The sequence below is a fragment of the Sodalis sp. dw_96 genome (genome assembly GCF_018449575.1).
Taxonomy (GTDB): Bacteria; Pseudomonadota; Gammaproteobacteria; order Enterobacterales; family Enterobacteriaceae; genus Acerihabitans.
In genome coordinates this window covers 89,599-101,989 of the sequence record NZ_JAAVUT010000007.1, presented here as the reverse complement: position 1 = coordinate 101,989, position 12,391 = coordinate 89,599, and the positions used below count along the sequence as shown (strand labels likewise).

The 12,391-nt window shown below is 56.4% G+C and carries 13 protein-coding genes; all 13 read left to right on the top strand.

The features are described 5' to 3' along the window. Positions 1-161: 161 nt before the first annotated feature. Complete coding sequence (cysG, locus tag HB631_RS12805; RefSeq protein ID WP_213991548.1) at positions 162-1,652, top strand: siroheme synthase CysG; 1,491 nt, start codon at positions 162-164, stop codon at positions 1,650-1,652. 10 nt (positions 1,653-1,662) lie between these two features. Continuing rightward, positions 1,663-2,571, top strand: a complete 909-nt coding sequence (gene cysD / locus HB631_RS12800; protein ID WP_213991547.1) for a sulfate adenylyltransferase subunit CysD — start codon at positions 1,663-1,665, stop codon at positions 2,569-2,571. Positions 2,572-2,583: 12 nt separating this feature from the next. Then, complete coding sequence (gene cysN / locus HB631_RS12795; RefSeq protein ID WP_213991546.1) at positions 2,584-4,011, top strand: sulfate adenylyltransferase subunit CysN; 1,428 nt, start codon at positions 2,584-2,586, stop codon at positions 4,009-4,011. Positions 4,012-4,013: 2 nt separating this feature from the next. Continuing rightward, complete coding sequence (gene cysC, locus HB631_RS12790) at positions 4,014-4,706, top strand: adenylyl-sulfate kinase (protein ID WP_213991545.1); 693 nt, start codon at positions 4,014-4,016, stop codon at positions 4,704-4,706. Between the two features lie 64 nt (positions 4,707-4,770). Then, positions 4,771-5,124 (top strand): DUF3561 family protein, encoded by a 354-nt coding sequence (locus tag HB631_RS12785; RefSeq protein WP_213991544.1) that lies wholly within the window; start codon positions 4,771-4,773, stop codon positions 5,122-5,124. A gap of 157 nt (positions 5,125-5,281) precedes the next feature. Beyond that, positions 5,282-5,599, top strand: coding sequence for a cell division protein FtsB (gene ftsB, locus HB631_RS12780; protein WP_213991543.1), 318 nt, complete (start codon positions 5,282-5,284; stop codon positions 5,597-5,599). Beyond that, a complete protein-coding gene (gene ispD, locus HB631_RS12775; RefSeq protein WP_213991542.1) occupies positions 5,599-6,324 on the top strand; it encodes a 2-C-methyl-D-erythritol 4-phosphate cytidylyltransferase in 726 nt (241 codons plus the stop codon). The genes ftsB and ispD overlap by 1 nt, the downstream gene beginning before the upstream one ends. A gap of 27 nt (positions 6,325-6,351) precedes the next feature. Beyond that, positions 6,352-6,828, top strand: a complete 477-nt coding sequence (gene ispF, locus HB631_RS12770; protein ID WP_213991541.1) for a 2-C-methyl-D-erythritol 2,4-cyclodiphosphate synthase — start codon at positions 6,352-6,354, stop codon at positions 6,826-6,828. Next, a complete protein-coding gene (truD, locus tag HB631_RS12765) occupies positions 6,828-7,865 on the top strand; it encodes a tRNA pseudouridine(13) synthase TruD (RefSeq protein ID WP_213991662.1) in 1,038 nt (345 codons plus the stop codon). Before ispF ends, truD begins: the two co-directional genes overlap by 1 nt. 191 nt (positions 7,866-8,056) lie before the next feature. Continuing rightward, complete coding sequence (gene surE, locus HB631_RS12760) at positions 8,057-8,818, top strand: 5'/3'-nucleotidase SurE (protein ID WP_213991540.1); 762 nt, start codon at positions 8,057-8,059, stop codon at positions 8,816-8,818. Next, positions 8,812-9,438 (top strand): protein-L-isoaspartate(D-aspartate) O-methyltransferase, encoded by a 627-nt coding sequence (locus HB631_RS12755; protein ID WP_213991539.1) that lies wholly within the window; start codon positions 8,812-8,814, stop codon positions 9,436-9,438. Before surE ends, HB631_RS12755 begins: the two co-directional genes overlap by 7 nt. 660 nt (positions 9,439-10,098) lie before the next feature. Continuing rightward, positions 10,099-11,298 (top strand): murein hydrolase activator NlpD, encoded by a 1,200-nt coding sequence (gene nlpD, locus HB631_RS12750; protein ID WP_213991538.1) that lies wholly within the window; start codon positions 10,099-10,101, stop codon positions 11,296-11,298. Between the two features lie 53 nt (positions 11,299-11,351). After that, positions 11,352-12,341, top strand: a complete 990-nt coding sequence (gene rpoS / locus HB631_RS12745) for an RNA polymerase sigma factor RpoS (protein ID WP_213991537.1) — start codon at positions 11,352-11,354, stop codon at positions 12,339-12,341. Positions 12,342-12,391 lie beyond the last annotated feature (50 nt).

Below are 12,391 nucleotides of genomic sequence, written 5' to 3'. Positions count from 1 at the left end.
GCTTATGGCGCTTACCGCACGATTGGTTGCGCTTCATCGGCCATATGTCAATTGCAGCGTTATTCCATTAAAGCAAATGTAATTCCAATTAAGAATTTAATAGAACCTATCTGCAAGACGTATAGTCATTTTATTGCTAAGTCACATCGTTAAAGGTTGCCGTGGATTATTTACCTCTGTTTGCCGATCTCAGGCAACGTCCTGTGCTGGTTGTCGGCGGAGGCGACGTCGCCGCGCGTAAAATCCATTTGCTGCTGCGCGCCGGTGCGCAGGTCAGGGTGGTGACGCGCCGGCTGTTGCCCGAACTGGAACAACAGGCACAGTTGAAGGTTATCCGCTGGCTTGGCCAGGAGTTTTCCGACGATATGCTGGATGACGTCTTCCTGGTGATTGCCGCCACCGATGATGCGGATCTCAATGCCCGGGTCTTTGCCGCGGCCGATAAGCGCCGGATATTGGTGAACGTGGTGGACTGCCAACCTTTATGTTCCTTTATTTTCCCCTCCATTGTCGATCGGTCGCCGATTACCGTGGCCATCTCCTCAGGCGGAAAAGCGCCGGTGCTGGCGCGTATTCTGCGGGAAAAGCTGGAGTCCCTGTTGCCGGCCTTTCTCGGGCCGATGGCGGATATTGCCGGTGCCTGGCGTGAACGGGTCAAACAGCATATCCCCTCGGTTTCCGGACGCCGCCGGTTTTGGGAAAAGGCTCTTGACGGCCGCTTCGCCAACCTGGTGGCGCAGGGACAGCTCGCCAACGCCGAAGATGCCCTGCAACAAGCGTTGGACGCCGGTTCTGAGCAGGTGCGGCAACAGACGTCAGACACCGATACCTCACAGTCACCGCGGGATACATTGACCGGCGCCGATGCCGAATCCAAGGGCGAAGTGGCGCTGGTGGGGGCCGGGCCGGGCGATAGCGGGCTGATGACCCTGCGCGGCCTGCAGTTGATTCAACAGGCCGACGTGGTGCTGTTCGACAACCTGGTGAGCGAAGACATCCTGGAGCTGGTGCGGCGCGACGCCGAGCGGATCGCCGTGGGCAAACGCTGCGGCGCCCACTCCATGGCGCAGGATGAGATCAATCGGCTGCTGATTCTCCATGCGCGGCAGGGCAAACGGGTGGTACGCCTGAAAGGCGGCGACCCCTTTATCTTCGGCCGCGGCGGCGAAGAGCTGCAGGCGGTGGCCGCCGCCGGTATTCCCTTCCAGGTGGTGCCCGGCGTGACCGCCGCCGCCGGTGCCGCCGCCTATGCCGGCATCCCGCTGACCCACCGGGATCATGCCCAGAGCGTGACCTTCATCACCGGCCATCTGCGCCCCGATGGCGAACAGCTTGACTGGCAGGCCCTGGCCCGCGGCCGGCAAACGCTGGCGATTTATATGGGCGTGGTGAAAGCGGCCGAAATCAGCCGGCAACTCATTAAACACGGCCGCTCGCCCCTCACGCCGGTGGCGGTGATCGGCCGCGGCACCCGGCCGGATCAGCAGGTCTTCACCGGCACGCTGGAAAACCTGGCTACCCTGGCGCAACAGGCGCCGACCCCGGCCTTGCTGATTATCGGCGAAGTCGTCTCCCTTCATGATGAAATCGCCTGGTTCGGACAAACAGCTTTAGCGACGCAAAAACGCGCGTCGCTGGTCAACCTGGCTTAAGGACGTAAATATGGATCAACAACGACTCACTCATTTGCGGCAACTGGAGGCGGAAAGTATCCATATCATCCGTGAAGTCGCCGCTGAATTCGCTAATCCCGTGATGATGTACTCCATCGGTAAAGACTCGTCGGTCATGCTGCATCTGGCCCGCAAGGCGTTCTTTCCCGGCACGTTGCCGTTCCCGCTGCTGCATGTGGATACCGGCTGGAAATTTCGCGAAATGTATGAGTTCCGGGACTATACCGCTAAAGCCTATGGCCTTGAATTAATCGTCCATCGCAATCCGGACGGGGTGGCGATGGGGATCAATCCCTTTATTCACGGCAGCGCCAAACACACCGATATCATGAAAACCGAAGGGCTGAAACAGGCGCTGAATAAATATGGTTTTGACGCCGCCTTTGGCGGCGCGCGGCGCGACGAGGAGAAGTCCCGCGCCAAGGAGCGCATTTACTCCTTCCGCGACCGTTTGCACCGCTGGGATCCGAAAAACCAGCGCCCCGAGCTGTGGCACAACTATAACGGCCAAATCAACAAAGGGGAAAGCATCCGGGTTTTCCCGCTGTCCAACTGGACCGAACTGGATATCTGGCAATATATCTTTTTGGAAAATATTGAAATCGTGCCGCTTTATCTGGCTAAGCCGCGTCCCATCCTGGAGCGCGACGGCATGCTGATGATGGTGGACGACGACCGCATCAATTTGCAGCCCGGTGAAGTGATAACCCAGCGGATGGTGCGTTTTCGCACTCTGGGCTGCTGGCCGCTCACCGGCGCGGTGGAATCCAACGCCGGTTCCCTGCCGGAAATCATTGAAGAGATGCTGGTGGCCACCACCAGCGAACGGCAGGGCCGGGTTATCGACCGCGATCAATCCGGATCGATGGAACTGAAAAAGCGTCAGGGTTATTTTTAAGGAGCCATCGCCATGAACACTATCATCGCTAAACAAATCGCCGAACAGGGCGGCGTGGAGGCTTATCTCCACGCACAACAGCATAAGACCCTGCTGCGTTTTCTCACCTGCGGCAGCGTGGATGACGGCAAAAGCACCTTGATTGGCCGCTTGCTGCATGACACCCGGCAGATTTACGAAGATCAGCTCACCACCCTGCATTCCGACAGCAAACGCCTGGGCACCCAAGGGGAAAAACTGGATCTGGCCTTGCTGGTGGACGGACTGCAGGCCGAGCGTGAACAGGGCATCACCATTGATGTGGCTTACCGCTATTTCTCCACCGAAAAACGTAAATTCATCATTGCCGATACCCCCGGACACGAACAATACACCCGCAACATGGCCACCGGCGCCTCCACCTGCGATCTGGCGGTCTTGCTGATCGACGCGCGCAAAGGTGTGCTGGATCAAACCCGGCGGCACAGCTTTATCAGCACCTTGCTGGGGATACGTCATCTGGTGGTGGCGGTGAACAAGATGGATTTGGTGAACTACGATCAGGCGGTTTTTGAACGCTTTAAACAAGATTACCTGGTGTTCGCCGAAGAGCTGCCGGTGGATTTGAGCATTACCTTTGTGCCGATTTCAGCCCTGGACGGCGATAACGTGGCGCAGCCGAGCCGCACCATGCCCTGGTATAAAGGCCCGACCCTGCTGGATGTCCTGGAAACGGTGGAAGTGGTCCACCTGGACGAGCAGCAGCCGATGCGTTTTCCGGTGCAGTATGTCAACCGCCCCAACCTGGATTTTCGCGGTTATGCCGGCACAGTGGCCTCCGGCGTGCTGCGGGTCGGCCAGGAGATTAAAGTGCTGCCCTCCGGCATCACCTCCACCATTTCCCGCATTGTCACCTTCGACGGAGAGTTAACCGAGGCCTGGTGGGGCGAGGCGGTGACTCTGGTCCTGGCGGATGAAGTGGATATCAGCCGCGGCGATATACTGGTGGATGCCAAAGAGACTCTGCAGCCGGTGCGTAACGCCAGCGTGGACGTGGTATGGATGACCGAACAGCCGCTGGTGGCGGGGCAAAGTTTCGACATTAAAATCGCGGGCAAGAAGACCCGGGCCAGGGTGGAGAACATCCAGTACCAGGTGGAGATTAACAGCCTGACGCAGCGGGTGACGGACAGCCTGCCCCTTAACGGCATCGGTTTGGTGGAACTGACCTTCGATGAGCCGATGGTGTTGGATAAATACCCCCATAACGCCGTGACCGGCGGCATGATCTTTATCGACAGGCTCAGCAATGTCACCGTCGGCGCGGGTATGGTACGCGAGCCGCTGGCGGAAGTGTTCCGGGACCCCGCGCCCTACGGCGAGTTTGAACTGGAACTGAACGCCCTGGTCCGTCGTCATTTTCCCCATTGGGGCGCCCGTGATTTGCTGGGGGGAAAATAACCATGGCCGACCCGCATTCGCCGCCAATAAAAAGCCCGCTGGAACAGAGTCCAACCGAAGAGAGTTCATCCGAAGTGAACTCACCTAAAGAAAGTTCGCCGGTTGACAATATAGTCTGGCATGATCATCCGGTGGCGCGGGAAGATCGCGAGAGACTGCACCGGCACCAGGGGGTGGTAATCTGGTTCACCGGCCTGTCCGGGTCGGGAAAATCCACCCTGGCCGGCGCCCTTGAGCAGGCATTGCACCAGACGGGTGTAAGTACTTATTTGTTGGATGGCGATAATGTCCGTCATGGTTTATGCCGTGATTTGGGCTTTAACGATACCGACCGGCGGGAGAATATCCGCCGGGTAGGGGAGGTTGCCCGGTTGATGGTGGATGCGGGTCTGGTGGTCTTGACGGCCTTTATTTCACCCCATCGCGCCGAGCGCCGCATGGTGCGCGATATGCTGCCCGCGGGGCGTTTTATCGAAGTGTTCGTGGATACGCCGCTGGCGGTGTGCGAAGCCCGCGATCCAAAGGGTTTATATAAAAAAGCCCGCGCCGGCACGCTGCCGAACTTCACCGGTATCGACTCGGTTTATGAGGCGCCGGAACAGCCTGAAATCCATCTTGACGGTCAACAATTGGTAACACATTTGACTGACCATTTATTAGACCTACTGCGTGGTCGCGTTATTATCAAACCCTGAGATATCTTGTCGGCTCTGCGTCTCGGAGCATGCCGGTGTATTTAGAGCCCAGGGATAAAGATGTATGCTGAATGTTACCCAGTCCAAGCACGTCATACCCGTTACGGTGAAGCCTATCAGCGCCCGTGGCAGTGAACGCGGAACCGAGGAGCCGGCCTATGGTTTCTGGGGCGCCATGGCGGGGTTTCTCTTTTATTGGGTGGCGTTCGCCGTGCCGATTCTGGTCTATGGCGCGAATGCCCTGTTTTTTCTGCTCTACACCTGGCCGTTTTTCCTGGCGCTGTTGCCCCTGTCGGTACTGATCGGCATTATTGTCGGTACTCTGCTGGCCGCACGCATCTGGCTGATGATACTCTGCAGCGGCCTGTCGATATTCAGCCTTTTCTGGCTGGTCTTCTCCCTGCTAACCGGCTGGTAATCGACGTTTTGGGTGTGTTCAGGTAACAAATGGTAAATAACCATCATCAATCAGGACGAAAAAACGCTTTTTTGCCGGTTTAGCGCGTCATTTTACCGGCTGGAGTGGAGTCCGGCCACAAGTTATGGGATGATTGGGCAGTCTATCAGGGGGCGGAATGGGTAAACTGACGCTGCTATTACTGGTACTGCTTGGCTGGCTGCAATACTCCTTGTGGCTTGGAAAGAACGGTGTGCATGATTTAGTCCGGGTTCAGGACGACGTTTCGGTCCAGCAGGGCAGTAATGCCAAACTTAAAGCGCGTAATGATCAGCTGTTTGCTGAAATCGACGATCTCAACGATGGCCAAGAGGCTATCGAAGAACGATCGCGCAACGAACTCGGCATGATAAAGCCGGGTGAAACCTTTTATCGGCTGGTTCCGGATCAATCCAAACGCCAACCGGCCGCCCCGATGTCACAAGATAATCAATAATGGCCTCTGACGTTTTTCCCGATGTTATCGCCATATTACCGGCCGCCGGTATCGGCAGCCGCATGCAAAATGACTGTCCCAAGCAGTATCTCACCATAGCGAATAAAACCCTGCTGGAACATGCGGTTGCGGCGCTGTTGCGCCAGCCCTGCATCCGCCGGGTGATTGTGGCGGTCAGCGCGGATGACCGGCAGTTCGCCCGTCTGCCCCTGGCGGACAATCCCCGTGTGAGCCGGGTCACCGGCGGCAAGGAGCGGGCCGATTCGGTGATGGCCGCACTTAGCCAGGCCCAGGGCGCGGATTGGGTGCTGGTACATGATGCCGCGCGTCCCTGTCTGCACCAGGACGATCTGGCGCGTCTGCTGGCGATTACCGCCTCCACCGCCGTCGGCGGCATACTGGCGACGCCGGTACGGGATACTATGAAACGCGCCGGTCCCGGCGGCGATTCTATAGATCATACCGTGGAACGCCGGGATCTCTGGCACGCGCTGACGCCGCAGCTCTTCCCCCTGACGCTGCTTAAAACCTGTCTCTCCCGGGCGCTGAACGACGGCGCGATAATCACCGATGAAGCGTCGGCGCTGGAGTATTGCGGTTATCAGCCGCTATTGGTGCCTGGCCGCGCGGACAATATCAAAATTACCCGCCCGGAAGATCTGGCGCTGGCGGCGTTCTATTTTTCCCAACTGCAAACCCCCTCTTTGCAAAACGCGCACTCTTAACGCGCACCAATAAAAGGAGAACCGTCAATGCGAATCGGTCATGGTTTTGATGTGCATAAATTCGGCGGCGCCGGCCCGCTGGTTATCGGCGGGGTCCGTATTCCCCACAGCCAGGGTTTGCTGGCTCATTCCGATGGTGATGTGGCGCTGCATGCCGCGACAGATGCCCTGCTGGGCGCCGCGGCACTGGGGGATATCGGCAAACTGTTCCCGGATACCGATCCGGCGTTCAAAGGCGCAGACAGCCGGGTGTTGCTGCGGGAGGCCTGGCAGCGGGTGCGGGCCAAAGGCTACAGCTTGGGCAATATCGACATCACGCTGATTGTCCAGGCGCCGAAAATGGCGCCGCATATTCCACAGATGCGCATTAATATCGCTGAAGATCTCGGCTGTCACATGGACGATGTCAGCGTCAAGGCCACCACCACCGAGCATCTGGGATTTACCGGACGGGGCGAGGGCATCGCCTGCGAGGCGGTGGTTTTGCTGCATAAAGCCCTATGATGGATTTCCAGTCGCTATACCGCCTGCATGGCGAACCTGCGGCAAGCGGCCTTATCAAGGCCCGCCCCGAGGATTTCCTGGTGGAAGAAGATCTGGGATTCGTGCCGGACGGGGAAGGGGAACACGTCCTGGTGCGCGTGCGCAAACAGGATTGCAATACGCCTTTTGTGGCGGACGCATTGGCAAAGTTTGCCGGTCTGCCCGCCCGGGCGGTGAGTTATGCCGGCTTGAAAGATCGTCAGGCGGTAACCGAACAGTGGTTCTGCCTGCATTTGCCCGGCAAGGAAACGCCGGATTTTACCGCCTTTCAGCTGACGGGCTGCACTGTCCTGCAAACCGACCGCCATCGCCGTAAACTGCGTATCGGCACCTTGAAGGGCAATCGCTTTACCCTGGTGCTGCGGGAAATCAGCAGCCAATCCGCTGTAGATGAGCGGTTAATGGCTATCCGCAGTGACGGCGTGCCGAATTATTTCGGCAGTCAGCGCTTCGGCCATCAGGGTAATAATATCCTTCAGGCGCTTCACTGGGCACGGGGCGAGATTCACGTTAAAGAGCGCGCCAAACGCAGTTTTTATCTCTCCGCTGCCCGCAGCGTCTTGTTCAACGCCGTGGTGAGTGAACGGTTGTCCCTCTACGGGCGCTGGCACCTCATGAGCGGCGACGCGCTGCAGCTGGCCGGCCGCGGCAGCTGGTTTGTCGCCACGGACGAGGAACTGCCCTCCCTTGCCCCACGCTTGCGGCAAGGGGATATTGACATTACCGCACCCTTGCCGGGAAATGGCGAGCCGGGCACCTTACGCGATGCGTTGCTGTTTGAACAGTCTTGTCTGGACAACCAGCCGGACCTGATGGCGCTGCTTATCCGCGAGCGGGTGGAACCGGCCCGCCGCGCCATGATGCTGCATCCGGCGGACATGCAGTGGCAGTGGCTTGACGACCGGACCTTGCGATTGTCGTTTGCGCTGCCGGCGGGAAGTTTCGCCACCAGCGTGGTCCGTGAATTGCTGGACGTTCCGCCGGATGGCGCCGGCTGATTCAAACTGAGGCGGATTTTAGGTAACGGTCTGAATTCCAGGCTTCACCACCGTGGCGTTTCATGCCATTATTGCTTTTATTCCCAGCCAGCGGCCATTCATTGCCAACCCCAAGGAGCAGGCTGGTTTTTGCGTCCAAGGGGTGGACGGCGCGTTATTCACTATTAATAATTAATAAAGCAAATCATGATATGCGCATATTGCTGAGTAATGATGATGGAGTCCATGCCCCCGGCATTCAATCGCTGGCGGTAGCTCTGCGGGAATTTGCCGACGTGCAGGTCGTCGCCCCCGATCGCAACCGGAGCGGGGCCTCCAATTCGTTGACGCTGGATGCGCCGTTAAGAACGGTTAAGCAGGCCAATGGCGATATCGCGGTCCAGTCCGGCACGCCTACGGATTGTGTTTACCTCGGAGTGAACGTCCTGATGCGGCCGGTGCCGGATATCGTGGTCTCCGGTATCAATGCCGGCGCGAATCTGGGGGACGATGTCATCTATTCCGGCACCGTTGCCGCGGCCATGGAGGGGCGGCATCTGGGGTTCCCCGCGCTGGCGATTTCCCTCAATGGCGAGCGTCATTATGATACCGCCGCCATTGTCGCCTGCCGGCTGATTCGGGCATTGGCCCAGGAGCCCCTGCGCACCGGTAAAATCCTTAACGTCAATGTGCCGGATCTACCGTTATCTTCACTGAAGGGCATCAAGGTGACCCGCTGCGGCAGCCGTCATCCCGCCAGTCAGGCCATCCCGCAGCGTGATCCGCGCGGGCGCGAGATGTTCTGGATCGGACCGCCGGGGGAAACCTTTGATAATGGACCCGACACCGATTTTGCCGCCATTGAACAAGGTTTTGTTTCCATCACGCCGTTGCAGGTGGATTTGACCGCTTATTCCGCCCAATCGGTACTCACGTCATGGCTGGCTAAAGCGGAGGTCAGCGGCAAATGGTAAACCGGCGCACGCAGACATTAATAGCTCAACTCAGGCAGCAGGGCATCCAGGACGATCGGTTGCTGCAGGCCATCGAGACGGTTCCACGTGAACGCTTTATCGATGAGGCTTTCGAGCATAAGGCCTACGACAATACCGCCCTGCCCATAGGCTCCGGCCAGACCATCTCCCAGCCGTATATCGTCGCCCGCATGACCGAGCTGTTGCGCCTGCAGCCCACCTCCCGCGTATTGGAAATCGGCACCGGTTCCGGTTACCAGACCGCTATCCTGGCTCACCTGGTGCAGCATGTCTGCTCGGTGGAGCGCATAAAAAAGTTGCAATGGCAGGCTAAGCGCCGACTGAAACAGCTGGACTTGCACAATGTCTCCACACGTCATGGCGACGGCTGGCTGGGCTGGCCGTCGCGCGGGCCGTTTGACGCCATTATCGTGACCGCCGCGCCGCCGGAAATCCCCGCCGCGCTGATGGCGCAATTGGATGAGGGCGGCATTATGGTGTTGCCGGTGGGGGAAGATAACCAAGATCTGACCACCGTCCGCCGCCAGGGCGGCGAATATCTGGTGGAAACCGTCGAAGCGGTCCGTTTTGTGCCGCTGATCAAGGGGGAACTGGCGTAACGCCATAGTGATATAGGTTAGCGGGACTGCATCAACCGCCCCTTAATTCTCACCGGTGCGGAAGGTGGAACCAATCTCAGGGTCAATTTTATCTTGCTGGAATATTAACCACCCGCACCGATCTGGCTAGTGTGAAATTTTAAATTTTTAACCAAGCAGATAATCACAAAATAAGATGCTTGATTAAATAAAATATAAACAACTATCTATTCTTCCCTCCAGCCAATGCCATTCAGGGCAGCGAGAGCAGTACGGCCACGGGGAGGATTGAAAACCCGACAATCCGCGTTAATCTCCCTAAAAGTCCACTGATGCGTGTTTATTCTATCCAGGTTCTGTATTCGCCGGTCAGCATTAAAAATCAGCCTATTGGGATATCTTCGTCTATCTTTAAACTGAGGTAACATTATCCATTGCTCACGAAGGGAACCGGGATAATACGCATTTAAAAGCCCAACGGCATTTTTTTAAATTTCTATACAACTGGTCTATGGCACCCTCTGCCGTATATTGCTAGCATTGACAACAGGAAGTTTGTTTTCGGAAAGCGCTGAAAATACTCTCATTCATGCGGTAATGAGCGGTAATAGGATGTATAACGTAAATGTCTAGCATGTTTGGAACGATAATTGGCGTTGCTGCCGTAGGGGAGAGATGAGCATGGGAAGCCCAAAATGCTATTGGCGCCGCGTTGCGGTCTGTGCAATGGCGGGCAGTATCGGGTTGGCCGGTTGTGCCAGTAATGAATCTTCAGCACCGATTAGCAGCGTGGGCGGCGATAATAACGGCGAAATGATGACACCCCCCCCGGTGCCGGCGCCGGTTCAGAGAAACCGGGCCGCGGCTGTAAGTGGAATCAATACCCCCCAGCAAGGGAACTCTATCCCCCAGCAAGGGGGCAATATGCCCCAGCAGGGGAATTATGTTTATAACCGCAGCTACAATACAATTCCCAAAGGTTCCTATGCAGGCGGTTCCACTTACCAGGTAAAACGGGGCGATACGCTGTTTTATATCGCCTGGATTACCGGTAATGATTATCGCGATTTGGCAAAAAGGAATAATATTCCGGAACCTTATGGATTAAATGTTGGTCAAACATTGCAGGTAGGTAACGGAACGGCGCCACTTACCGGCAACACAGCTGTAGTAAGTAACGGAACGACATCACCCGTCAACGGTAGCGGAGCCGTGGTGGGTGGCGGCGGCATGCTGGCAGGCAACAACGGCCACATGCTTAGATCAGACGCCAATGTCGTACCAAACCCGCCGTCAAATACGAAAATGGTGAGCACGGGTATTGATTCCCAAGCAAACAATGCGTATCCTGACGATTCAGGTAAACAAAATGTAGGGAAAATGTTGCCTTCAAACGGCAGCAAAATGTTACCCACGTCTGGTGCCGTTGTGACGACCACCGTCACGACAACCGCGCCAGTTACCGCCCCAAGCACAACGTCAGGCATTGTATCGTCTGGCAGTACCGCGATTGCAGGTTGGCGCTGGCCGACGGACGGAAAAATCATCGATAGCTTCTCCGCAGCGGAAGGCGGAAACAAGGGTATCGATATTTCCGGTTCACGCGGACAGCCCGTCAGGGCTACGGCCGATGGCCGTGTTGTCTATGCAGGCAATGCGTTGCGAGGGTATGGTAATTTGATTATCATCAAACATAATGATGATTACCTGAGTGCTTACGCCCATAATGATTCGATGCTGGTCCGGGAACAACAAGAAGTCAAGGCGGGACAGTCTATCGCTACCATGGGTAGTACAGGAACCAGCTCGGTTAGATTGCATTTTGAAATTCGTTACAAGGGGAAATCCGTAAACCCGCTGCGTTATCTTCCGCAGCGATAAATTGGCCGGAATATTTCGGTATTCTGTCCTGGGATCACGGGTAGGAGCCACTTATGAGCCAAAATACGCTGAAGGTTAACGAGTTACATGAAGATGCTGAGTTCGATGAGAATGGAGCTGAAACATTTGACGAGAAGGCGTTGATAGATGAGCCCGCTGATAATGATTTAGCGGAAGAAGAACTGCTTTCTCAGGCAGCAAGCCAGCGGGTGTTGGATGCTACGCAGCTCTACTTGGGTGAAATCGGATACTCGCCGCTGCTTACTGCTGAGGAAGAGGTTTATTTTGCCAGACGTGCGCTTAGGGGCGATGTTGCCTCACGACGTCGAATGATCGAAAGCAACCTGCGGCTGGTGGTGAAAATTGCCCGTCGTTACGGTAATCGTGGACTGGCTTTACTGGATTTGATTGAGGAAGGAAATCTCGGTCTGATTCGTGCGGTAGAGAAATTCGATCCGGAAAGAGGATTTCGTTTTTCAACTTACGCAACCTGGTGGATTCGGCAGACCATTGAACGGGCGATCATGAATCAAACCCGTACCATACGTTTACCGATCCATATTGTAAAAGAACTGAACGTTTATCTGCGTACCGCCAGAGAACTGTCGCATAAACTGGATCATGAGCCGAGTGCGGAAGAAATCGCCGAACAGCTTGATAAACCCGTTGATGATGTCAGTCGGATGCTGCGGCTCAACGAGCGGATAACGTCAGTGGACACCCCGCTGGGTGGGGATTCCGAGAAAGCGCTGCTGGACATCTTGTCTGACGAGAAAGACAGCGGGCCGGAAGATACCACCCAAGACGATGACATGAAACAAAGCATCGTGAAGTGGCTATTCGAGCTGAACGCCAAACAGCGTGAAGTGCTGGCCAGACGTTTCGGTTTGCTGGGTTATGAAGCCGCAACGCTCGAAGATGTTGGTCGTGAAATCGGTTTGACCCGCGAACGCGTTCGTCAAATCCAGGTTGAAGGGCTGCGTCGCTTGCGTGAAATTCTGCAAGGACAGGGGTTGAACCTTGAGGCGCTTTTTCGCGAATAATACCCGCGATTTTGCCCGGCCCCCCAGGCCACATAAAAACGGTGGGATGC